Genomic DNA, 25,414 nt, shown 5'->3' on the forward strand with positions numbered 1-25,414 from the left:
TAATTTATCGGGATGAAAGGTAGTTTTTTTATTAATTGGTTGTCTGCATTATGCATTTTTGCAGTTTCTGGGCCTTTGGGAGCTCAGGTGGTAAAGCATGAACGGCTACTTTCCTTTGAGGAGGGAGTGCCACAGGAACTTTCTGGAAGCAACTCGAAGTTGTCAATCACTGAGGAGCATTACAAGGATGGCACGCATTCCCTGCGATGGACGTATGAGCCGGGAGCAGTGCTTTCCTTGAAGAAGGATTTGAAGTTTGAACCGAAAGATCCTACGGGAAAGGATACCTATTTGTCTGCTTTTATTGTATGGGTGTATAATGAAAAAGCCATTGATAAAAAAATTACCTTTCAGTTTCTGAAAGATGGGAAGGTGTGTACGTCTTTCCCGTTTGGCATCAACTTTACCGGATGGCGTGCAGCATGGGTGTGCTATGAGCGCGACATGGAAGGGACACCGGAAGAAGGGATGAACGAACTGCGCGTGGTGGCGCCGGATGTGAAAGGAGAACTGTTCATTGACCATTTGATTCCGGCCAGCAAGGTGGATGCCCGTCAGCAGGCGGCTGATGTGCAGGTACCTTTTGTGCACAAAGGTACTACGAATCACTGGCTGGTGATTTATCCGCATTCGTTGTGGAAATCCGACCTGCCTTTGGTACCGGTGTCTGAGAAAGAACTTCAGGACATGCACTTGATGGAGAAGCGCTACCGGGACATGATTTATACGCCGGGCAAACTTTCCCAAAAACAGATTGACAATATCCGTCGTAAATACGAGGCTTATCACATTGTATATAAGAATGGAAAGGTGAGTGGACTTCCTATCTTTATGGTGCGTCAGTCGGAAGCTTACGAGCGAATGATTCCACACTGGGACAAGGATATGTTTACTAAACTGGGCATGGAGATGAAGGCCTATTTTGACCTGATGAAAGCCATTGCCGTGGCGTATCATAACGCACAGGATGCGGAGGTAAAGCAGGAAATGCGTCAGAAATTCATGGCCATGTACGCCCACATTACCGACCAGGGAGTAGCCTACGGGAGCTGCTGGGGTAATATTCATCATTACGGATACAGCGTGCGCAACTTGTATATCTCTTATTTCCTGATGAAAGACGTGTTGCGGGAAGAAAACCGTCTGGCAGAAGCGGAAGCGACCATGCGCTGGTATGCCATCACGAACGAGGTATATGCCAAACCGACCGGAAACGGTATTGACATGGATTCATTTAATACCCAGACTTCCGGACGGATTGCCAGTATCCTGATGATGGAAGATACGCCGGAAAAGTTGCGCTACCTGCGTTCTTTTTCCCGCTGGATTGATTATGGATGTCGGCCGGCACCGGGATTGGCAGGGGCGTTCAAGAGTGACGGGGCTGCTTTCCATCACCGGAACAATTATCCGGCCTACGCGGTAGGAGGACTGGACGGAGCGACCAATATGATTTACCTGATGAGCGGAACGACCTTTGCGGTATCGGAACTGGCGCATCAGACGGTAAAGAATGTGTTGCTGGCCATGCGTTTCTATTGCAACCAGCAACAGTTTCCTTTGTCCATGTCGGGACGTCATCCCAACGGAAAAGGGAAACTGATTCCGGTGCAATATGCCATGATGGCGATTTCGGGTACTCCGGACGGAAAAGAAAAATACGATGCAGAGATGGCGGCAGCTTACCTTCGACTGGTGAGAGAGCCTGTAAAACCCGGAGTGAATGAACCGGATTATTTGCCGCAGGCACCGGCCGGACTGGAACGAAAACTGGAAAAGAAATTGCTGAAGGCAGGCTTTGCGCCGGAAAAAGACCCGCAAGGAAATTTGGCGTTGGGATACGGCTGTGTGTCTGTACAGCGTCGGAGCAACTGGGCGGCAGTCGTACGTGGTTTTTCTCGTTATTTTTGGGATGCCGAGCATTACCTGGATGCGAATTTCTACGGACGTTATCTGGGTTATGGCAGCATGCAGGTGCTGACGGCCCGACCGGGAGAAAGAGTGACCTTTACGACCAGTGGGTGGCAGGAAAACGGCTTCGATTGGAACCGGATTCCGGGTGTTACTTCCATTCATCTGCCGTTTGACCAGTTGCGTGCCCGGGTATTGAACGTGGATGCTTTCTCAGGCATGGAAGAAATGCTGTATTCAGATGAAGCATTTGCGGGAGGACTTTCGCAAGAGCACGAGAATGGCAATTTTGGCATGAAGTTGCATGAACATGACAAGTACAACGGCTCACACCGTGCGTGGATATCCTATCATTTCTTTGGAAATACGATTGTGGCCTTGGGTTCAGACATAGAAAACCTCAATCAGGAGTATCCAACTGAAACTACGGTGTTCCAGTTGGCTGCCATTACGCCAGAAGAAAAGGCTTACTGGAATAAATGGACCGACAACGGTCATACGTATCTGGCTCCGAATGGAATCGGTTATTATGTACCTGGAAAGGCTTCGTTTGAAAAGCATTTCCCGCAAGTTACAGTGGGAGAACGCAGTGTGAAACCAACGTCGGGCGATTGGGTTTCGCTGGTATTCAATCATGGAAAAGCCCCGAAAGGAACTTCGTATGAATATGCCGTATTGCCTCAGACGGATGAGGCGGCCTTGACGCAGTTTGCCAAGCACCCTACTTATCGAGTGCTTCAGAAAGACCGGAACGCGCATATCGTAACTTCCAAAGCCGAGCATCTGACTTCTTATGTTTTGTTTGAAACGCCTCAGAAGAGTTTGCCGGGAGATTTTATCGAGAAAGCAGACACTTCCTGTCTGGCCATGGTGAAACAGGTGGATAAGAAGAAACTGGTGTTGACGGTGGCTCAGCCGGATATGGCTTTTTATCGTGGCCCCAGCGATGAGGCTTTTGACGAGAATGGCAAGCGAATAGAACGCAGCATTTATTCTCGTCCTTGGATTGACAACGAGAGTCAGGAAATCCCGGTCACCCTCACTTTGAAAGGAAAATGGAACGTGACTCCTCATCCGGCTGTGGAAGTGCTGAAGGCTGATAAGAAACAGACCGTGTTACGGTTTACGTGCCGGGAAGGAAAAAGCTACGATGTACAGTTGAGTAAATAGAATGTGGATGTAAGCAAAGAATAAAACCAAACAAGCAAGCCGGAGTGCATAAAGAGCGCCCCGGCTTGCTTGTGTATCGTGGTTATGCAATCAATTTTTTCTAAATACGGGTATCGGCTCCCCACATCATTTTCTCGCGCAGGGTGTTGAAGAAAGAGTGATGGCAGCGTTTCACAATGCGGATGAAATGTTCACCCCGTCGGATGGTCAGTTGGCTACCTTCGCGGAAGGTTTCACTGCGGCCGTCGATGGCAATCAGAAAATTGTGACTGCGGCTTTCCACTTCCAGGGTGATTTCCCAGTCATCCCGAATCACGATGGGGCGTACGTTGAGGCTGTGCGGGGCTACGGCGGTCAGGCTGATGGTTCCGCTTTGAGGAACCAGAATCGGGCCACCCACACTGAGGGAGTATCCCGTGGATCCCGTTGGAGTGGCAATGATCAGTCCATCGGCCTGATACACATTCAGTAATTCCCCGTTGACGTATGCGCGAATGGAAATCATGGAAGAACTGTCAAGTTTCAGGATGGCAATTTCATTCAGTCCGTAGGGATACCCTTTCAGTACCTGGCCGTTGCTGGTCAGTTTCAAGACCCTTCGCGGTTCGGCCAAGTACATTCCTTGGTGGATTTCTTCGAAGGTCTCTTCCATCTGGTCGGGGGTAATATCGGCCAAAAATCCCAAGCGGCCGGTGTTGATACCCAATATGGGAATTTCTTTGTTCCCTACTAAGCTGGCAGTTTTCAGAAACGTACCGTCTCCTCCGATGCTGAGCGCCATGTCGGCAGTAAAGTCATCGTGCCCGTTGAAGATTTCCAAACCGGTTAAATCCGCGCTCGTATGCAGACGCAGAAACTCGTAGAATTCACGGTGAATGCAAATGTGTGCTTCCTTCCGGCGAAGGATTTCCAGCAAATGGGTCACGTGAGCTGATTTATGTTCCTGATACGTATTTCCAAAGAGGGCGAATTTCATCTTCCGCTGCATATAGGGTGGTTTTTTATCAATCTTTTTAAGAATAAACATGGCAAGTTTCTCGTAAAACCTGCTAACTTTGCACGTTGTTGACGCAAAGATATAAAAAATCGTGCAATATGACTAAATTAAGTGTGAATATAAATAAGGTGGCTACGCTTCGAAATGCACGAGGCGGAAACAACCCTGATGTAGAGAAAGTAGCACTGGACTGCGAGCAGTTTGGGGCGGAAGGTATTACGGTTCATCCACGTCCGGATGAACGGCATATCCGTTATGCCGATGTGTATGCCTTGCGCCCGGTGTTGAAAACCGAATTTAATATCGAAGGATATCCCTCGAAGGAGTTCGTCGATTTGGTGTTGAGGGTGAAACCCACTCAGGTTACTTTGGTCCCGGATGCGCCAGACCAGATTACTTCTAATTGTGGATGGGATACCAAAACGCATCAGTCTTTCCTTACCGAGCTGATGGATACATTCGGAGAAGCGGGTATACGTACTTCTATCTTTGTGGGAACGGATCTGGAAATGATTGAATATGCGGCTAAGACAGGTGCAGACCGAGTTGAGTTGTATACGGAACCTTATGCCTCTCTTTATCCTCAAAATCCGGAAGCAGCGGTTGCTCCTTTTGTAGCGGCTGCCGACCGTGTGCACAAGTTGGGTATGGGGTTGAATGCAGGACACGATTTGAGCCTGGTGAATCTGAAATATTTTCACGAACATATACCTTGGTTGGATGAAGTCTCTATCGGTCATGCCTTGATATGCGATGCACTGTATTTAGGATTGAAGAAAACCATTGAAGAATATAAAAATTGCCTTCGTTAAATTATGATGACATTAACTTTACTGGCTGCCGCTCAGGCTGTAGCCGACACAATGGCCGGAGCAAATCCGGTACTGACTCCGGTTTCTTCCGGTGAGCCACAGATGAATCTTTGGGACATGGCCTGCAAGGGAGGCTGGATTATGATTGTACTGGCTGTGATGTCGGTAATTGCTTTCTATATTTTCTTTGAACGGGCAGTAGCCATCCGTAAGGCGGGAAAGGATGATCCTTTGTTTATGGACCGCATCCGCGACTACATCAAGTCGGGCGAAATCAAGTCGGCCATCAACTATTGCCGCATTACGAACACTCCTTCGGCCCGCATGATTGAGAAGGGAATTACCCGTATGGGCCGTCCGGTAGCCGATGTGCAGGCCGCCATTGAAAATACTGGAAACATTGAAGTGGCCAAGCTGGAAAACGGCTTGTCTATCATGGCTACCATTTCGAGCGGGGCACCGATGTTGGGATTCCTCGGAACGGTGACTGGTATGGTGCGTGCCTTTTGGAACATGGCCAATGCGGGCAACAACATCGACATCACTTTGTTGTCGAGCGGTATTTACGAAGCCATGATTACGACGGTGGGCGGATTGGTGGTCGGCATTGCCACGATGTTTGCCTACAACCATCTGGTGTACCGTGTGGACAAGGTGGTGAGTCAGATGGAAGCACGCACACTGGCTTTCATGGACTTGTTGAATGAACCGACTGAAAAATAAACGCGTATGGCATTAAAGAGAAGACAGAAAATATCACCCAGCTTCAGCATGTCGTCTATGACCGACCTGATTTTCCTGCTGCTGATATTTTTTATGATTACTTCTACCATGGTATCGCCGAATGCCATCAAGGTGCTTCTGCCTCAAGGTTCGGAGCAGACTTCGGCCAAACCTATGGCGCGGGTGATCATTGACAAAGACCTGAACTATTATGGTGCTTTCGGCAACGAGGATGAAATGCCGCTGGCCATCGATGAGGTGGCTGCGTTTCTTCAGGAATGTGCCCGGAAAGAACCGGAAATGTATGTAGCCCTGTATGCCGACGAGTCCATTCCGTATCGTGAAATCGTTCGGGTGCTGAATATTGCGAACGAGAATCATTTTAAGATGGTCTTGGCAACTCGCCGTCCGGATAAAAACTAAAAAGCAGAGTGACGTTGAAAAAAAATAAGGTAATCGGAATTGTATGTACGGTGGTTTTGCACCTGCTGGTGTTGCTGCTGCTGTTTTTCCTGAAGCTGACCGTGCCGGCAGAGCAGGAAGAGGGCGGTGTGCCCGTGATGCTGGGCAACACGGAACTGGCAGAAGGGGAAGCCGACCCTTATACCTTGACTGAGGTGGACATGATGCCGTCGGAAGAACCATCCTCTTCTCAAGAGGCTGCTGAGGCACCCGCCGTGGAGCAACCGATGATTACGCAGCAGGATGAACCTTCCTTGCAGGTGAAAAAGGAAACCCCGAAAAAAGAAACACCCAAGAAGGAGCAGCCGAAGAAAACGCCAGTGAAGACCGAAACGCAGACTGTGAACAAGCCTAAGGAGAAGACCGAGGCAGAGAAACGGGCCGAAGCAGAAAAGGCTGCGGCACAGGCGGCTGCCAACAAGATAGCCGGTGCTTTTGGAAAGGGTTCCCAGATGGGAAGTAAAGGCAATGCCTCCGGTGCCGGTTTGCAGGGAAGTCCTACCGGAAATTCCTCCACTGGAAAGACGAGTGGGGTAGGCGGTTATGGTACTTTCGATTTGAACGGTCGTTCGCTGGGCAGCGGAAACCTTCCGGTGCCGGTGTACAACGTACAGGATGAGGGTCGCGTGGTGGTGACTATCGTGGTAAATCCCGCAGGACAGGTCATCAGTACCAGTATCAATAAGCGAACGAACACGGTAAATCCGGCATTGCGGAGAGCAGCGGAAGAAGCGGCCCGAAAAGCCCGCTTCAATGCGGTGGATGGGGTGAACAACCAGAGTGGTACCATCACCTATTATTTTAAATTGAGATAATTTTTAATTCTAAACAGATAGATTTATGAAAGCAGTTTGTATCTTTTTGGCTGAAGGTTTCGAGGAAATGGAAGCCATGTTCCCGTTGGATATCATGCGTAGAGGCGGATTGAATGTGAAAACCGTGTCTGTAACCGGCAATAAGACCGTGACCAGCTCTCATCAGGTACCTATTGTAGCCGATATGTTGTTTGAAGACCTGAAAGAGGAAGAAGTGGAAATGATTGTACTTCCCGGAGGACTGCCAGGTGCCACTAACTTGGATGCACATGATGGACTGGACAAGCTGATCATGAGTTTTGCTGCTGCCGGAAAACCGCTGGCTGCCATCTGTGCCGCACCGATGGTTTATGGCAAGCGTGGTTTGCTGAAAGGCAAGAAAGCAACCTGCTATCCGGGCTTCGACAAGTTCCTGGAAGGAGCGGAATATACAGGCAACATGGTCGAAATCGTGGACAATTTCATTTTGGGTAAAGGTCCGGGTGCCGCACCTGCCTTTGGCTTTGCCATTCTGGAAAAATATGCCGGTGCAGAAAAGACCCTTGAAGTGAAAAAAGGAATGTTGCTGGCATAATGAAGAAATATGTCATTGTGGTAGCGGGAGGAAAAGGCCTGCGTATGGGGGGAGAGATTCCCAAGCAGTTCATACCGGTAAAAGGGAAACCGGTACTGATGCGTACGCTGGAGGCTTTTCATGCCTGTGACCCGCAGATTGAACTGATAGTGGTGCTTCCGGTGGAACAGCGTTCCTACTGGGAGCACCTTTGTGCTGAGTATGGCTTTGCCTTGTCTCATCGGATTGCGGCAGGGGGAGAAACCCGTTTTCATTCCGTGAAAAACGGACTGGCTCTGGTGGAGGAAGACGGAATAGTCGGAGTACATGACGGGGTTCGTCCTTTCGTCTCTTCTCAAGTGATTGCGGACTGTTATGCGAAGGCCCCCACTCTGCAGGCCGTAGTGCCTGTGACGGATGTGGTGGAAACCGTACGTCATCTGTTGCCCGAAGGAGGCAGTGAGACCGTATCGCGCAATGAATACAAGTTGGTGCAGACACCGCAGGTCTTTACGGTGGAACTGTTGAAACGGGCATACGCACAGGAATACAAGCCTTTCTTTACCGACGATGCTTCGGTGGTGGAAGCATTAGGACAGCCGGTACACCTGGTACTTGGCAATCGGGAAAATATCAAACTCACCACTCCTTTTGACCTGAAAGTAGCTGAATCTCTTATCGACGACTGATGTTTGACTTATCCACACGCGACGTGAAATATTTACCGGGGGTAGGACCGCAGCGAGCTGCCCTGCTGAATAAGGAATTGAATATCTATTCCTTACGTGACCTGTTGTATTATTTCCCCTATAAGTATGTGGACCGCAGCCGTTTGTATTATATTCACGAGATTGACGGCAACATGCCTTATATTCAGTTGCGCGGAAGGATTCTAAGTTTTGAACTGTTCGGTGAAGGTCGCCAGCGTCGGTTGGTAGGACATTTTACTGACGGTACAGGCGTGGTGGACTTGGTGTGGTTTCAGGGATTGAAGTACATCACTGGAAAGTACAAGGCCAACGAGGAGTACATCGTGTTCGGAAAGCCGACGGTGTTCAACGGGCGTATCAACGTGGCGCATCCCGACATCGACCCGGCGCAGGAACTCACTCTTTCCACCATGGGGCTTCAGCCCTACTACAATACCACGGAAAAGATGAAGCGTACCAGCCTGAATTCGCATGCGCTGGAAAAGCTGATGAAGAATCTGTTTCAGGCCTTGCAGAAGGAAATCTTTGAGGAGACCCTGAGTCCGTCCTTGATTGCGGCTCACCAGCTGATGCCTTTGACCGATGCATTATATAACATTCATTTTCCGCAGAATCCAGAACTTCTCCGCAAGGCACAGTATCGGCTGAAATTCGAGGAACTGTTCTATGTGCAGCTTAACATCCTCCGTTACACCAAGGAACGCCGCAATAAGTTCCGGGGATTGGTGTTCGAGCATGTAGGCGAGATTTTCAATGCTTTTTATGCCCATCACCTGCCTTTTCAGTTGACGGAGGCTCAGAAACGTGTCATCAAGGAAATGCGTCGCGACATGGGCAGCGGGCGGCAGATGAACCGGCTGTTGCAGGGAGACGTGGGAAGTGGAAAGACTTTGGTGGCCTTGATGACCATGCTGATTGCCTTGGACAACGGATTCCAGGCCTGCATGATGGCTCCTACCGAAATTCTGGCTACCCAGCATTATGAAACTATCCGCCACTTTTTGGAAGGGATGCCGGTGCGGGTAGAATTGCTGACCGGCAACGTGAAAGGCAAGCGCAGGGAAACGATTCTCCGCGACTTATTAACAGGGGATGTGCATATCTTGATTGGGACGCATGCCGTGATTGAGGATACGGTTAACTTTTCTTCGTTGGGACTGGTGGTTATTGACGAACAGCATCGTTTTGGAGTAGCCCAGCGAGCCAAGCTGTGGGGCAAGAATACCCGTCCTCCCCATGTGCTGGTCATGACGGCCACTCCAATTCCTCGTACGCTGGCCATGACTTTGTATGGCGACCTTGATGTGTCGGTCATCGACGAATTGCCTCCCGGCAGAAAACCCATCCAGACCATCCATCAGTTTGACAACCGCCGGAAAAGCATGTATGAGTTCATGCGCAAACAGATTCAAGAGGGACGTCAGGTGTATATTGTGTATCCGTTGATTCAGGAAAGTGAGAAGATGGACATCAAGAACCTGGAAGAAGGCTATTTGCACATTTGCGAGGAATTTCCCGAATACGAGGTCAGCAAGGTACACGGCAAAATGAAACCGGCCGAGAAAGAGGAGGAAATGCAACGCTTCCTGGCCAATGAAACCCAGATTATGGTGGCCACTACCGTGATTGAAGTAGGGGTGAATGTGCCCAATGCGTCGGTAATGGTCATCGAAAATGCCGAACGTTTCGGACTTTCCCAGCTGCACCAGCTCCGTGGACGAGTAGGCCGGGGGGCTGACCAGTCGTATTGCATTCTGGTGACTGGATACAAGCTGACAGAAGAAACCCGCAAGCGTATCGAGATTATGGTGCAGACCAACGACGGCTTTGAGATTGCCGAGGCTGATTTGAAACTGCGTGGTCCCGGTGATTTGGAAGGTACCCAGCAGAGTGGGGTGGCCTTTGACTTGAAGATTGCCGATATCGCCAAAGACGGGCAGTTGCTGCAATACGTCCGTGGCATTGCCGAACGCCTCTTGGATGACGATCCTGAGGGCATAAAACCGGAGAACCGGATTGTTTGGCAGCAATTGAAAGAACTCCGGAAGAAGAATGTGAACTGGTCGGTGATATCTTGATGACAGAGGGACTGCTTTTTCTGTATGTAAATCTTAGAATATGAATGCATGGAAAGGCGAATGCCGGAACTTTTGAAATATAAATGCTAGTATCTTGTTCCAAATGATTGATGCTGGAGGTGGAATGTGACTTCGTTTTCTGAAGTTCATAAGAAGTTTTGTCGTTATTATTTGTGTTTGTGAGGAAATTTTACGAGGTTTGTAACATATACACCTTTGTTCCCCACACAACAGGATAAAACAAGAAATACTATGCATATGAAAACAAAACTTTATCTTTTTTGTATTGCATTGCTTGCTCCGTTGATTGCTTATGGAGGTTGTCGAATTGAACGGAAAACAATGCCTTGCAAACTTTTGAAAACCATTTCTGAACGAGAGTATTCCATCTGTTTGCCAGCCAGTTATTCCGAAACGGATAATCGGACCTATCCGGTATTGTATTTATTGCACGGGGGAGGAACGCATCATACAGAATGGGAAGAAAATGGACGGTTACAGACAGTGGTCGACTCTTTGGTGGCTCAAGGATGTATGGAAGAAATGATTATAATCTGTCCGGAGGCTAATAAGAACAATATGATTTGGTTTAATGCTCCCCACTGGAAATATGAAGATTATTTTTTTCAGGAGTTAATGCCTTATATGGAACAGCATTATAAAATTAAAGCAGAAAAACGTTATCGGGGAGTCGCTGGATTCTCCATGGGAGGTGGAGCATCTGTAGTTTATGGTATTCATCATCCTGAACTTTTTACTATGGTTTTCGATATGAGTGGTTATTTGCGCAGACAACCGATGGAGTTCCTGAAAAACGACCCCAGTGCGGAATGGCGTCAGCAACTGGTAGAAAATTGCAATCCAATTCCGGTCATTCTGAAGGCTACAAAGGAGCAAGTTGAAAATTGGAAGACCGTACGGTGGTTTGTGGATTGTGGAGATAAAGATTTTACCTTGGAAGCTAATATGGATTTAGTAAAAGCATTTCGCCAGCAAGGGATTGATTATGAGATGCGTGTGAGGGCGGGAGCACACGATTGGGGATATTGGCATACTTCATTGAAGATGGCTTTGGTCTATTTCTCATGGAGTATCTGTAAATAATTATTACATTCAAGTAAAAGCTGATTTATATAAAGTGTATTTTTATTCTGCTAGTGCTCTTGATTTTGTTGATATTTCATAAAGTAGGGATATTCAGTAAATGTCCCCCAAAAATAAAATGGCATATGAAGTGATTATGCTCTATCATCTTCATATGCCATTATTATTGTCATTTTTTCGTGTATTCTCACATAATTCTATCCGACAGGACACTCCTGAAGAAGCCAAATGACCTCTTCTTATTCTGTCAGTAAAATCATATCATGCCGCTTTAACTGTCCTGTTCCTGATTCTGTCAATCATCAGTACGGCATTTGCCGTATGTATTCCGAAGAAAATCCACAGGATTTCCGTCTTCCTGTTCCGTGCCCTTATCCTCGAGAGCGAGTAATGCTGCTTCTGTGTGCCGAAGCTGCCTTCAAGCCGGGTGGCCCTCTCCCTTGAAAGTTCGCTTCTGAGAACCTTCCTCAAGGGTTCATCCTTGGCCGCCCTTCCCTTGCGTACGAAGGAAGTGGAAATTCCGTATTTCGTACAGAACTTCCTGTTGGCGTTATTGGCATAGATGGAATCGGCTGCCACGCATCTTACCCTCACGTTCATGAGCTTCTGCTGCATGCGGATGCAGTCCTTCAGGCGTATGCCCTCGTTGAAAGCCTTGAACGAGAGGTGTTCGATGAACGATATGCCGTCTATCTGTATGTTGTTGACCTTCGCACCGAACTCGACGGATTTCGTTTCCTTACCTCTTACGATGGGACGTACATAATGACGGTCAATGCTGACGATACGGTCACTGACTTTCCGTCCTTCAAACATTTCCTTTTCCTGTACAAGAACCTTTCTGATGATGGAAAGCCGTTTCCGGTAATCCTGAGTATATCGGAGTGATCCCCCATGCTTCCTGTGAATTCCATCCCGCTGCATGAGAAGTTTTTCAAGGAGTCTGATCATACGGCGCTTGAGCATCCTTGTGCGTGAAGCCTTCCTCTTTCTTTTCTTGCAGTAGGACAGATAGGATTCCGCCACATTCCTGTATTTGTTACGCGGACGCCTTATGCCAAGCTCCCCGCAATGCCTGCAGATATGCCTGTAGAGCCATGAGAGGCTTTCCCGGAGGAGTTTCATGTCTGTGGGGAAACGCATGTGGCTTTCGTAGCATGTGGCATCGGTCATGCACACGTGAAGGTTCTCAAGATAAGGCTTCCAGTGTGAGGCCAGCACTTCCTGGAGGGATTCAATGTCAAGACGGGATGCCATCTCATTGCGGATGGCACTGACTATCTTGTAGTTGGTTATGGGAAAGGACGGGTCTATCATGATTCCGCAGAACATCTGGTAGTGTATGTTGCCGTTCAGATGTGCCACCAGCTGTCTGTCGGAGAATCCGGTGTAGGCTTTAAGGATCATGAGGGCAATCTTTGCCGCAGGGCTGAAGATGTTCCTGCGTCCCAGCCGCTGTTCCGACAGGCCCAAGGCTTTTGCCATACGCTCAAACGGAAATACCGAGTGAAGCCTGCCAAGCTCCCTCTCGTTAAAACTCTTGCGGTATTTTTCCAGAATATCAAATTCTGTAAAGTCCAAAGTAGGCTGAATTTCTGAAATATTTTGTATTTTTGCCATATCTTGGTTGGAGTATTTCCCCCGTTTTGGCCGTCAAACCTTATTTTCGGGGGGAATACCTAAAGATACAAAAAAAACAGCTAATTCGCAACACTTTGTGTATGAATTAGTTGGCTGATTTTATACTATTTACTGAATGTCCCTATAAAGTTTCAAGAACAAGGAAAATATAAGTCTTGGGGTTCCTGATTTATTCCAAGAACCCTGTGTCTAGGTGGATTCAGTGCAGATATGAACTTAAAGGCGTTGTGAAGGCGAGCTATGAAGCAGGTTCTTCACAATGGCCTTGCGTATCTTCTTTCTTCTTCCGATATTCCGTAGGTGTCATTTTATATTCTTCCTTGAAGTAGTGTGTGAAGATCTTAGGTGTGTTGAAGCCCACTCTATAAGCTACTTCGGCAACTGTCATCTGTGTCTTTTCCAGGAGTTTCAGGCTTTTCTTGAGCCGGATGATACGGATGAACTCGCTGGGTGAATTTCCGGTAATTGACATGAGTTTATTGTACAAGTTGCTACGGCTCATCCCGATGATACTGCTGAGTTCTTCCACTGAGAACTGAGGACTTTCGATATGCTCTTCTACTGTCTTTATCACTTTCTGAATAAAGGATTCATCCAAGGAACTGGAGGTAATGTCGCTGACCGAGATGTCTGAAATGGAGAATCTTCTGTGACAATCTTGTTTCCAATGAAGTATTTTATTGATACGGAGCTTCAGGATATCTAAATTGAAAGGTTTGGCAATATAATCGTCCGCTCCCTCAGTGAGCCCGGCTGTAATATGCTCTATGTCGTCTTTCGCACTTAGCATAATGACCGGGATATGCGAGATTTTGATATCGTTCTTGATGGTGCGGCATAACTCCAGACCATCCATATTAGGCATCATCACATCTGTAATAACCATATCGACGGACTCTTTTTTAAGGATTGACAATGCATGAAGACCATCTACAGCTGCGAAAACCTGATATTCTTTCTTCAGAGAGTCGGACAGGAAGAGGCGTAGGTCTTGGTTGTCTTCCACTATCAGCAGAGTGGTCTGTGTGAGATTTTTTTCATCTTCTGTGGCCTGTGCTGAAATAGCCTCTACGTTTTCTACCTGAGTTTCAGACCTGTTTTCAATCTCATCGGATACCGGGAGGGTAGGAATGGAGAAGATAAATTCTGCTCCTGTGGGAATATTGTCTTCTATGTGAATACTTCCATGGTGCAAAACCAAAAGTTCTTTTACGATATGTAGGCCTATTCCACTGCCATAAGACATGTCTCGGTTAGGAAGCTGGTAGAATGCATCGAAAACTTTGGCCTTCTCACTGTCTGGGATACCCTTTCCATTGTCGGCAATGCTGGTAAACACCTTTTCATCCTCCATCCATACCTTGACGGTTATTTGGCCTGGATTTCCTGTATATTTTACAGCATTGGACAGCAGGTTCATGAAAATCTTGTGCATTTTCTCCTTATCGAACTGCATTGCCAAAGAATCAATCCCTTTTTCAAAAGTGATAGAAATCTTATGGGTATCGGCATAGATGGAAAAATGTTTGAGGATATCCTCTATGAACTGGATATAATTGCCGTTTTCCAGCCGCAGTTTCATTTCTTGTGCACCAATTTTCCGGAAATCCAGTATTTGATTTACCAAATGAAGAAGTGCCAGGGCATTTTTGTGCACTATATTCAGACTGGGTGTGAAGTCTTCATTTTTGTACTTTTTAAGGACTTCTTCAAGAGGAGCGATAATCAGAGAAAGCGGGGTACGGAAATCATGACTTAGGTTTGTAAAGAAATTCAGTCTCATTTCATCGATTTCATGTTGTTTTTGGGCCTCGAACTCCATTTCTTTGTATTTCATTTTGCGTTTGTGTTTTTGGTCTTTTCGGTACCATATATATGAAAGTATAGCTATAGCTAAAAGAATATAAGATGTTTTTGCATAAATGCTTAACCATACAGGCGGTTCAATTTCTATGTAGAGTGTAGTAGGTTCACTCCATAATCCTTCGGAATTAGTTGCTTTCACCTGTAGTTCGTATTTACCGGGAGCCATGTTGTTGAAGGTTACGTAGTTACTTTCAAGTGGAATCCATTGGGTATTGACATCTTTCAGTTGATAGGAGAACAATATGTTATGGGTTCGTACGTATTCCATGGTAGAAAAACTTATTCTGAGGTTATTTTGATTATATTTAAGGACAATCTGACGAGTAAGTTCGATGTTCCGACTCAGAATTTTATGATGGTTGTACAGAGAATCTACTGTGATGGTATTACCTAGCACTTTTAATTCTGTAAATATCACTTTTGAGATGGGCTTGTCGTATTTCAGGTTAGGGTTGATGTCATAGTATCCTCCGTTTCCTCCTACTATAATGTGTCCGTTTTGTGATTTGTAGATGGAATTATGTACGAAGTCGGATGTTTGTAATCCATCGTTTTTTGAGTATGGAAGGCAGTGGAAAATGTATCCACGTCCATTGTTGTCAACTCTTATTTCAATCTGAGTGACTCCATCGGTCGTTACTACCCAGATATTTCGATTATTGTCTTCTGTAATTCCTTGTACGAAGTTTCCCTCCAGTCTGTTTGTCTTGTTTAAATAATAAATACTATCCTTGCGCATGTCGAATATGGTGAGTCCTTTTCGTCCTCCTATCCACAGCAAGTTTCTGCTGTCTACATATACACTGTTTTGGATGGTATCTTGTATGGATTGTGTATGTTTTCGGTTGTAGCGTATGCTTTTTATCTCCTGATTATCGGTGTCCATAACGTAGGTGCCTTTACAAGTTGCAATGTATAAGGATTTCTTTTGGTCGAAGAAGACATTCATGACATGTACGTCTGCAAGTTGTGAGTTTTGAGGGGTAAATGTGTGAAAATATCCGGTATGAGGATTAAAAACATGCAACCCGCATTTCAGGTTTCCTAAATATAGGTTCCCTTTATGGTCTTCTGTGATACTCCATATACTGTTGTTGACGGGATTTTTGGGAAATTGGGCAGAAAAGGGCTGTTGATGAAAACTGTTATCCTGATAATAACCGAATCCATCAAGGTAGGTACCGACCCAGATTTTATTGTGGGTATCAATGTGCATGCAGGTGATTTTATTGCTGAAAGAATTATGTAATTCTTTCTTGAATATCTTGACTTCTCCTTGGGGATCTATTCGATAGATACCGTCTCCGTCGGTACCAATCCATAAATTATGTTCGTGATCTTCTATTTGGCAGGAGATATCATCGGCAGAAGGTAGTGAAGTTTTGGTAAAAGAGAAAAAGTGAGGATTGTAGTAAGATACTCCGTTGCGCATTGTACCTACCCACATAGTATTTTCTTCATCCTGATAAAAACACCACACTTTGTTGCTACCTAACGAATAAGGAGACTGGTTCTGAGAAATATGCGTATACTGATGTGTTTGTTTGTCATAAATGCTGATGCCATCATATTCCAAGCCAATCCATACCTGATGAAAATTATCTTCACAAATACTGATGACTTTATTTTTCAGTAGCAGTGAAGTCTTTCCGATAGTGCTTAGTTTCCAACTATTGTCAGAATCATGAGTGAACAACCAGAGTCCTTCCGTATTTGAACTGTATACCCAAATATCAAGGTCACTGTCGACAAAAAGTTTGTAGTTTAAATGATTTTCGGTGCCTAGCTCTTTATTTAAAAAGAGGGTTGCGTATGTATGCTTGTTGAAAAGATCTGTGATGTGGAGGTGATTGTTTTTATCCACGTAGAAGAAACGGTCTTTTTGGGCACAGAAAAAGGTGATGTTTTCCGGTAAGTTGTTTATAGTATAAGTATGCCGATGTTGGGGTACATACACTTTCATGATTTTTCCATTGTAAGACCAGATATTCTTTTGTCCGTCAATTAAAATTTTTTGTGGGCTTGTATTGTCATGCAATTGATAATGCTGCAGTAAAGGTTGTGCATCGACAAATTGGTCCTTTTCTCTGTTATATACGAAATAATATCCATAGCGTTTTATCCAAATATGGTTTTCTTTATCCATCTGTATTTGTTCTACAGATGTAGCCAAGTTCAATCCATTTTCTGTGTTTAGGTATTGCTTGACATTGTATCCGTCAAAACGGTTGATGGCACTTTCTGTTACACACCCAAAGAATCCTTCATGATCTTTCAACATGTCTATGACTTCGTTGTCGGCAAGTCCATCGTGTACCGTAAGATGGCGGAACAAATAGCTGTCTTGGGCAAGTGTTATTTGGGCAAAGAGACAAAATAAGAATAGAATCAGTGCTTTCATGTATGAATGTATCTTTTTACGTGTATTCAATAAGGTCAGGTATCTTACGTGTAAAACCGCTTAAAAGTCAAATCCGGTTTTCACAAAAATAGTGAAATCTTCTCTCGGTCATTTATTTTTTGCAAAGATAATATTCATTTAAATTGTGCAAGTTCTTTCAGGGGGGGGTGAATGTTTAAAAATAGGGTATGAAATGTTGATTCTACAATCGGAGATATACTGTAATACATATCAGCCCCTGCAGTGAAGTATTCCCGTTTAACTTTGCAATTGAAAAAATCTTTGTTTTCTGTGTTCTTGGCGGTAGCCATTCGTTGAATGATGGATAGCAGCTGCTGGAACAAATAAGTTTTACTAAAATCATATATTATGAAAACAGTAAGTAAAAAAGTATTATTCTGTGGGGCATTTTCCTTCTGTGTGTTGGGAGGTATGCCACATGTATCAGCTGAGGTCCCTGGTTGTTTATGGGCAATGCAGCAGACAGCAAAAATTACAGGCGTTGTCTCGGATGCGGAAGGTCCTATTATTGGAGCTTCCGTAGTAGAAAAAGGAACAAGTAACGGAACGATTACCGACCTGGATGGTCGTTTTTCCTTGGATGTAAAACCTGGGACAATTCTCGTCATCAGTTATGTAGGATATGCCTCCCAGGAAGTAAAAGCTACCACCGGAGCGATGAAGATTACTTTGAAGGAAGACAATCAGATGTTGGATGAAGTGGTTGTAACAGCTTTGGGAATCAAACGGGAGAGAAAGGCTTTGGGATATGGAGTAGCCGAAGTAAAAGGTGAATCTCTTACTAAAGCAAAAGAAACCAATGTGATTAACTCAATGGCAGGACGTGTTCCAGGATTGGTTGTCAGCCAAACTGCCAGTGGTCCTTCTGGATCTACCCGTGTCATTTTGCGTGGTAGTACAGAAATGACAGGAAACAATCAGCCGTTGTATGTGATTGATGGTGTACCTTTGGATAATACAAATTACGGTAGTGCCGGTACGTATGGTGGATATGATTTGGGAGATGGAATATCCAGCATTAATCCGGATGACATTGAGAATATTTCAGTATTGAAAGGGCCTGCCGCTTCAGCATTGTATGGTAGCCGTGCCAGCCATGGTGTGATTCTTATTACCACCAAGAAAGCCGATGGAAAGGAGAAATTCAGTGTGGAGTACAATGGAACTTTGACAGTTGATACACAGTTGTCAAAATGGAATGATATTCAGCAGGTGTATGGTATGGGTAGTAATGGGACGTACAGCATTGATGCGGTTTCTAATACCAATACCAGTTGGGGAGCAAAAGCCGATGGTAAAAATATGTTGACCTATTTTGATGGGGTATCACGTCCGTATTTGATTATTCCTGACAATACTTCCGGCTTTTTCCGTACCGGTTTGACGGCTACTAATACCGCCATTATTACTTCCAATGCCGGTAAGACAGGAGTCCGTTTCTCTTATACAGACATGCGAAACAAGGATATCGTTCCAAAAACGAATATGAGCCGTAACAATTTTTCATTGCGTGCCAATACATCTTTGGCAAAAGTAGACCTGGATTTCAGCGTGAATTATACACGTGAGGATGTGAAGAATCGTCCGGCTATGGGAGACAGTAAGGCTAATATCGGAAAGAATCTGATGACATTAGCTACGACGTATAATCAAGAATGGCTGAAGACCTATCAGGATGAGAATGGAGATTATAGTAACTGGAACGGAATGGACCCGTATAATGTGAATCCATATTGGGGCGTATATAAGAACCAGAATACCTCCAAGAAAGATCAGTTCCGCTTGAATGGAAAAGCAATCTGGAACATTACGCCTCATTTGAAATTGCAGGGAACATTGGGCTCAGAAATGAACTGGTTTACCTTTGAAGACTATCAGGCACCGACGACTCCTGGATTCGAAGCAGGCCGTTTGCAGAACAGTGTTTTTGAAAACCGTATGTATAACTTTGAATTGCTGGCATTGTATAATAATACATGGGGAGATTTTGATTTTAGTGGAACGTTGGGTGGAAATATGTTTAAAGTAGATAATCTGACTACCGTAACCACCGCACAAGACATGCAGATTCGGGATGTAATTGCCTTGCTCAGTTTCAATGAAATTAGTGTAGAGCAGAACACCTATCGCAAACAGATTAATTCAGTTTATGGAGCTGTCAATCTGGGATGGAAACACATGGTATATTTTGATGCTACGTTGCGTGCTGATCAATCTTCAACTCTTCCGTTGAATAATAATTCTTATTTGTATCCATCGTTCTCAGGCAGTTTTATCTTCTCGGAAATTATCAATAAGAAAAATGTATTGCCGTATGGAAAAATTCGTATGTCGTGGGCACAAGTAGGTAGTGATACCAATCCGTATCAGCTGGGACTTCTTTATACGAAATCGAAATATACCTATCCCGGTTATACAATAGGATACATCAATAATAATACTGTTCCTAATAAAAATTTGAAGCCTACTAGAACAAATTCCTTTGAAGTTGGTTTGGAAACAAAGTTCTTGAATAATCGCATAGGTTTGGATTTTACATACTATTCTCAAGTTAGTAAGGACCAGATTATGGGAATGGCCAGTTCTTGGAGTTCTGGATATAACTATCGTTTGATTAATGCGGGTGAGATTGAAAATAAGGGTGTTGAAATTGCTTTGAATACCCGTTTGATTCAAACCAAAGACTTTTCATGGGATTTGAACCTGAACTTCTCCAAGAATAACAATAAGGTGAAGGAACTGGTTGACGGTATGGATATGTTTGAATTGGAAAAAGCTTCGTGGCTTGATGTACAAGTGGCAGCCAAGGTGGGTGAAAACTACGGTTCCATTATTGGTCCTGATTTTCAGCGTAACGAAAATGGAGATATCTTGATTGATTCTTCTACAGGTTTACCTATGTACGACAAGAGTGCACATGTGCTGGGTAATGCTTCTTGGGATTGGACTGGAGGTCTTGTCACAACGTTGGCTTATAAAAATTTGTCATTATCTGCTGTCTTTGATGTGAAAGTGGGAGCAGATCTTTATTCTATGTCTGCTCGTTCGGCCTATGAGTCTGGAAAGAGCTTGGCTACGTTGGAAGGTCGTGAAGAATGGTATCGTTCCGAAGAACAACGTAAGGCTGCTGGTTTGCCCAAGGGATCACCCGATTGGAAACCTACAGGTGGTTTCATTGCTCCGGGTGTAATTGACAATGGGGATGGAACTTATCGTCCTAATGATATCTATATTAATCCCGAGGATTATTGGATGAGTGTATGTAGAAATGCTCCTTCCATGTTTATTTATGATAATTCGTATGTAAAATGTCGTGAGTTGACTTTGACTTACCAGTTCCCGAAGAAGCTTCTTAAGAATGTGGTGGACAACCTGACCATTTCGTTTGTGGCACGCAACCCGTTCATCGTGTATAAAAACATTCCTAATATAGACCCGGATTCGAACTATAACAATACAACGGGTATGGGATTGGAATATGGTTCGTTACCTTCACGTAAAAGCTATGGATTCAATGTGAATATTAAATTCTGATTGGAATTGAATGGTTACTTTAAATAAAATAGATATGAAATACAATAAATCAATTTTGGCGATGCTGTTGGCTGCATGTTCTTTTTCTTTTAATGCTTGCAGCGATAGTTATCTGGAGGATATGAACACAGACCCGTCTAAAGCTGATGTGATTGATCCCAATGCACAGCTTACTACTGCAGAATTGCAGACATACGGACGGCTGGATATGGTAGATATTTTCAGAAATTACTTGTATGCATTTAATCAGCAGTTCATGGGGTGCTGGAATACAACTTTTCATGGTGGCCGTCATTTTATCGACAACAATGTTATGGGATATGGATGGACTTTAGGCTACACGGGGGCAGTAGCGAATCTGGTAGATGCTGAATATCGTACGAAGGATGACCCGGAAAAGGTGAATATCAATGCGGCTTTGAATATTTTTTATGTGTATACGATGTCCGTCATGACCGATTTGTATGGGGATGTACCTTATAGTGAAGCAGGAAAAGGTTATTTGGAAAGCATCTTTACTCCTCGTTATGATGAGCAGAAAGATATATACGACAGTTTCTTTACAGTGTTGAGTAAGGCTGTTGCACAGTTTGACCCGACGAAGGACGAGATAACCAGTGATGTCATTTATGATGGTGACATTCAGAAGTGGAAAAAATTTGCCAATTCTCTTCGATTGCGCTTTGCCATGAGAATCTCCAATGTAGATCCGGAAAGAGCTCAACGGGAATTTGAGAGTGCATTGCAGGCTGACGGAGGTGTATTTGAAAGTGCGAGTGACGATGCTTTGATTAAGTATATGGAGATTTCATATAGCTTTGGTTCGGAGTCATATTCTGATTATCGAGGTAATGCATTGTCTAAATTGCTCTATGGAAACGATCCGGCTAACAATCCGACTTATTTGTGCTCTACTTTCTTTAACCAGTTGTATGACACCGGTGACCCACGTACGTTCAGAATTGCCCGTTGTTATTATGACGGACTGATGAGTACGACTAGTCCTGATAATCGGGTGGATTTGACCGACGAGATGATTGAAAAAGGTATTGCTTTTCAACCTTGTGTACCAGGTGCATTCTCTTGGGAACCTTGGCCTACAGGATATGACAGTGATATTTTAAAGGAAATGGCTAAAAACAATCCGAGTATTACCTATACTGTGGCACGTGAGGTAGAGCCGAAGTTGGCAACAACTTTTCTGAAGAGTGACAATCCGGGAGTTGTGATGACTTATTCCGAAGTCATGTTTTTGATGGCAGAAGCTGTATTAAAAGGATGGAATGTAGGATCAATGTCCGTAGAGGAATATTATAAGCGTGGAGTTAGGGAAGCCATGAGTTTCCTTTCTGCTCATTACGATTGTGAACCGATTACCGATGAAGAGTTTAATGAATATTATAGCAATAATCCAATTGGTTATACCAATGAGCAGCGAATGAAATCAATCAATACCCAGGCTTGGATTCTGCATTTCCTGAATCCGTCTGAATGTTGGGCCAACCTCAGACGTTCCGGTTATCCGGTCTTGAAATCGCCTGCTGAATATGGATTTGAGCAATACTTGACAGATGGAAAGGAAATTCCAGTGCGTTTCTGTTATCCTATCCTGGAGTCTTCTTACAATAAGCAGAATTATGACGAAGCCTTGCAGCGGATGGGTGGTAAAGACAGCTGGTATAGCCATGTATGGTGGGATACTGAAGATTAAGATAACATTTAAATAAGAAAGATATGAAAAAGATATATTTAATGCTTATGGCTTTTTTGGCCATGGGATTGTTGGGCATTTCATGCAAAGAGGAAGAACCTTTCTCAACCATCACGGAGGATGATTATCCTCAGATTCTGGACCCTGTATTTCCGGATTGGGTAAATGGGGAGCCTGCTGTTATTTCACAGATAAGTCATGGTGCCAACTTTACGATGAAGTTGACTGTGACACCTTCTGATTATACGGATGTGACTTGGCTGATTGATGGAGTGGAAGTACAGAAAGGTACCGAAATAGATATTCCGTTGGAGGCAGGTACCTATTCCCTGAAAGTTGTTGCAACTACAACGAAAGGACAGTCTACTTCCAGAGAAGGAAAGATTGTGGTAAGTCCGCTTCAGGGAGAACCTTGGACGGAAGAAGTGAATCTGGAACGTATTGTGGCGCAAGGCTCACGGGCACGGCTATATGGCGTGAATCTGATTGTAGTAAAGAATGTGGTTATTGGAGAAACACAAGCTCCGGTGGTAGGAGTTGGTAGTGATGAAAATGGAAACTATATTGAATACGATGTGCCGGAAAACGTGGCAAGTGGAACTTATCGTATTAGTCTGATGGATATAGAAGGAAATCGTTACGGAGGCAATATGCTGACGGTATCTGATACTCCTGTGATAACAGACGGATTTAAGCGCACCAATGCGGGAAATGAATGGGTAATGACAGGTATCAATCTGGATAAAATAGCTTCTCTTAATGTAAATGGGGAGTCTGTATCCGATTTTGTACGTCAGAGTAACACTGAGATTGCAATTGTTTGTCCTTCTCTTTCTGATGGAGAATATACGCTGAAAGGGGTGGATGTGAACGGAGAAAATATTCGGTTCTATTCGGAAAAAGAATTATGTACGGAGGTTTCATTTGCTGTTACAAGAGCTATGGTACTTTGGGAAGGTCATCATTATGTGTCATGGGATTATGAAGATGGAAATCCGAATAAGACATTCAATCTGATTCCTCTTGATAGATTCAATTCCATTGTAGCAGGAAGTAAGATGAGTATTTATTATTCAGTAGCTCCTGAAGCAGAATATCATCAGATACGTACGACAACTGGTTATTGGAATGATTTGCCGGGTACCTCTGTAATTGAATTCCAGGAAGATGGTGTGGTGGAAATAGTGCTTACTCAGGAAATCTTGTCGAAGATTCTGGCTGAGGATGGATTCCTCTGTGTAGGACATGGGTATTATGTGGATAAAGTGACTTTGGAATAATTAAGTGCTTGAAGAAATATATGTGTCAAATGTTTTAAATTGTAATAGAGAATGTTGTATATGAAACATATTGCATTGTTTTTACTGTTTTTGGTAGGCTGGATGTGCGTTTCTTGTTCTGAGGAAAAGGAACAGGTCGTTATGCCAGCCCTTGTGGAGACCTCTCCTGCCGACGGGGCGGAGGAAGTGGATTTTAATCTAGCTGAAATCACATTGACTTTTAATGAAGCAATGCAAACCGAAACGTCCGATTTCAGTCAGATTTTGCTGAAACCGGATGGTGAATTGAAAAATGTCAGATTTGATGGAGAAAAGGTGATTCTTGAGGTGGCTGGTCTTGCTCCTGGCACTCGTTACACATTACAGATTCCTCAAGGTGTGTTGGTGGATGAGTTTAAGAATAGCGTGGAGGTGAAGATCAGTTTTACGACTCAATCCTCATCTACAGATTACGAACCTGACATGACTGGGGTAGAGCACGATGCGTTTGCTTTATTCAAGAACATCAAGGTGGGATGGAACTTGGGAAATTCCTTGGAAAGTTATAATGAAGGATTGTCTGATCACATGGATGCGGAAACTTCATGGGGAAATCCCAAGGTAACAAAAGAAATGATTGATGCCGTGAAAAAAGCTGGATTCAATGCCGTGCGCATTCCGGTCAGATGGTATCCGCATGTCACAGACCAAAGTACGATGAGTGAAGTTCGTTTTGACTGGCTGAACCGGGTGAAGGAAGTGGTAGACTATTGTATAGACAATGACATGTATGTAATTCTGAACACACATCATGAAGATTGGCTGGAAAGTCACCCTTTGAGAGCTGAGGCGGAACAAGTGCTGAATAAAGAAAGAAACTTGTGGCGTTCTATTGCAATGTATTTCCGTGATTATGATGAACATCTGATTTTCTCCGGTACCAATGAGGTGGAAATCAATTGGCAAGCGCCGACTGTGGAAAATTTGGAAGTGCAGAACAGTTTTAACCAATGTTTTGTAGATGCCGTACGTACTACTGGAGGAAAGAATTATTACCGCAATCTAATTATTCAAACTTATGCAACGAATCCGGATTATGCATTCGATGGATTGAACTTTCCTACGGATGTTGTGGAAAACAGAATAGCCATAGAGTTTCATTTCTATCGCCCGGCTGGTTATTCTTATATGGATTTTGCGGACTATACAGAGTCTGTATATTTCTGGGGAAAAGATTTTATTCAGTATAATACGGGTGTGTCAAATGAACAGGAGGATTATGTAGATGGACTGTTTGGTAAGATTAAGCAGTCCTGGGTGGATAAAGGATATCCTGTAGTAATGGGTGAATATGGTGCTGTGACTACTGTGAACAGTTCAATTGGACATGAAACGGAACAGATTGCTTCTCGTGCATATTATATGGAGTATGTGACACGGGCAGCCAGAGCAAATGGAATTGTGCCTGTTGTTTGGGATAACGGAAGTTTCAATACTGTTCCTGATTTTACAAATGAATATTTTGGGTTGTTTGACAGGAATAATGGAATGGCTACCGATGAGGTTTCCAAAGCCATGTTGGAAGGTATTATGAAAGGTTGTGATACGGAATATCCATTTTAGATAGAAGAACTGTATGAGAAAAC

Annotated in this window: 16 protein-coding genes; 13 read left to right on the top strand and 3 right to left on the bottom strand. The window is 44.3% G+C overall.

Going from position 1 to position 25,414, the window contains the following annotated elements; genetic code table 11:
- The first annotated feature begins 12 nt into the window (after positions 1-12).
- The gene (locus OCV81_RS00510; protein ID WP_148327713.1) at positions 13-3,081 is read left to right on the top strand and encodes a chondroitinase family polysaccharide lyase; all 3,069 of its coding nucleotides are present in this window, start codon (positions 13-15) and stop codon (positions 3,079-3,081) included.
- Between the two features lie 100 nt (positions 3,082-3,181).
- Here the strand turns inward: OCV81_RS00510 and OCV81_RS00515 are convergent, their stop codons facing one another.
- Complete coding sequence (locus tag OCV81_RS00515) at positions 3,182-4,069, bottom strand: NAD kinase (RefSeq protein ID WP_148327714.1); 888 nt, start codon at positions 4,067-4,069, stop codon at positions 3,182-3,184.
- Positions 4,070-4,176: 107 nt separating this feature from the next.
- Between OCV81_RS00515 and OCV81_RS00520 the strand changes: the two genes are divergently transcribed.
- The 8 genes from OCV81_RS00520 (at position 4,177) to OCV81_RS00555 (ending at position 11,335) form a co-directional block, all read left to right on the top strand.
- Complete coding sequence (locus OCV81_RS00520; protein WP_148327715.1) at positions 4,177-4,890, top strand: pyridoxine 5'-phosphate synthase; 714 nt, start codon at positions 4,177-4,179, stop codon at positions 4,888-4,890.
- A 3-nt stretch (positions 4,891-4,893) separates the two neighbouring features.
- The gene (locus OCV81_RS00525; protein WP_072541575.1) at positions 4,894-5,613 is read left to right on the top strand and encodes a MotA/TolQ/ExbB proton channel family protein; all 720 of its coding nucleotides are present in this window, start codon (positions 4,894-4,896) and stop codon (positions 5,611-5,613) included.
- A gap of 6 nt (positions 5,614-5,619) precedes the next feature.
- A complete protein-coding gene (locus OCV81_RS00530; protein WP_072541576.1) occupies positions 5,620-6,036 on the top strand; it encodes an ExbD/TolR family protein in 417 nt (138 codons plus the stop codon).
- A gap of 14 nt (positions 6,037-6,050) precedes the next feature.
- Positions 6,051-6,890 (top strand): TonB family protein, encoded by an 840-nt coding sequence (locus OCV81_RS00535; RefSeq protein WP_148327716.1) that lies wholly within the window; start codon positions 6,051-6,053, stop codon positions 6,888-6,890.
- A gap of 25 nt (positions 6,891-6,915) precedes the next feature.
- Positions 6,916-7,464 (top strand): DJ-1 family glyoxalase III, encoded by a 549-nt coding sequence (locus OCV81_RS00540; protein WP_148327717.1) that lies wholly within the window; start codon positions 6,916-6,918, stop codon positions 7,462-7,464.
- A complete protein-coding gene (locus OCV81_RS00545) occupies positions 7,464-8,132 on the top strand; it encodes a 2-C-methyl-D-erythritol 4-phosphate cytidylyltransferase (RefSeq protein ID WP_148327718.1) in 669 nt (222 codons plus the stop codon). The genes OCV81_RS00540 and OCV81_RS00545 overlap by 1 nt, the downstream gene beginning before the upstream one ends.
- Positions 8,132-10,231: an ATP-dependent DNA helicase RecG gene (recG, locus tag OCV81_RS00550; protein ID WP_148327719.1), complete on the top strand. Its 2,100-nt coding sequence runs from the start codon at positions 8,132-8,134 to the stop codon at positions 10,229-10,231. The genes OCV81_RS00545 and recG overlap by 1 nt, the downstream gene beginning before the upstream one ends.
- A gap of 252 nt (positions 10,232-10,483) precedes the next feature.
- Positions 10,484-11,335, top strand: coding sequence for an alpha/beta hydrolase (locus OCV81_RS00555; RefSeq protein WP_262639843.1), 852 nt, complete (start codon positions 10,484-10,486; stop codon positions 11,333-11,335).
- 261 nt (positions 11,336-11,596) lie between these two features.
- On the opposite strand, the gene OCV81_RS00560 is transcribed toward OCV81_RS00555, so the two are convergent.
- A complete protein-coding gene (locus OCV81_RS00560) occupies positions 11,597-12,955 on the bottom strand; it encodes a transposase (RefSeq protein ID WP_148327720.1) in 1,359 nt (452 codons plus the stop codon).
- A 259-nt stretch (positions 12,956-13,214) separates the two neighbouring features.
- The gene (locus OCV81_RS00565; RefSeq protein ID WP_148327721.1) at positions 13,215-17,243 is read right to left on the bottom strand and encodes a hybrid sensor histidine kinase/response regulator transcription factor; all 4,029 of its coding nucleotides are present in this window, start codon (positions 17,241-17,243) and stop codon (positions 13,215-13,217) included.
- A gap of 432 nt (positions 17,244-17,675) precedes the next feature.
- On the opposite strand from OCV81_RS00565, the gene OCV81_RS00570 reads away from it, so the two are divergent.
- The 4 genes from OCV81_RS00570 to OCV81_RS00585 are packed head-to-tail and all read left to right on the top strand — an operon-like array spanning position 17,676 to position 25,391.
- Positions 17,676-20,798, top strand: a complete 3,123-nt coding sequence (locus OCV81_RS00570) for a SusC/RagA family TonB-linked outer membrane protein (protein ID WP_262639864.1) — start codon at positions 17,676-17,678, stop codon at positions 20,796-20,798.
- Positions 20,799-20,832: 34 nt separating this feature from the next.
- On the top strand, positions 20,833-22,509 hold the full coding sequence (locus tag OCV81_RS00575) for a SusD/RagB family nutrient-binding outer membrane lipoprotein (protein WP_148327722.1): 1,677 nt from the start codon (positions 20,833-20,835) through the stop codon (positions 22,507-22,509).
- Between the two features lie 23 nt (positions 22,510-22,532).
- Complete coding sequence (locus tag OCV81_RS00580; RefSeq protein ID WP_022352842.1) at positions 22,533-23,789, top strand: hypothetical protein; 1,257 nt, start codon at positions 22,533-22,535, stop codon at positions 23,787-23,789.
- A gap of 60 nt (positions 23,790-23,849) precedes the next feature.
- The gene (locus OCV81_RS00585; RefSeq protein ID WP_262639846.1) at positions 23,850-25,391 is read left to right on the top strand and encodes a cellulase family glycosylhydrolase; all 1,542 of its coding nucleotides are present in this window, start codon (positions 23,850-23,852) and stop codon (positions 25,389-25,391) included.
- Positions 25,392-25,414: the final 23 nt, after the last annotated feature.

The sequence above is a fragment of the Phocaeicola fibrisolvens genome (assembly GCF_025567125.1).
In the GTDB taxonomy this organism is placed as follows: domain Bacteria; phylum Bacteroidota; class Bacteroidia; order Bacteroidales; family Bacteroidaceae; genus Phocaeicola; species Phocaeicola fibrisolvens.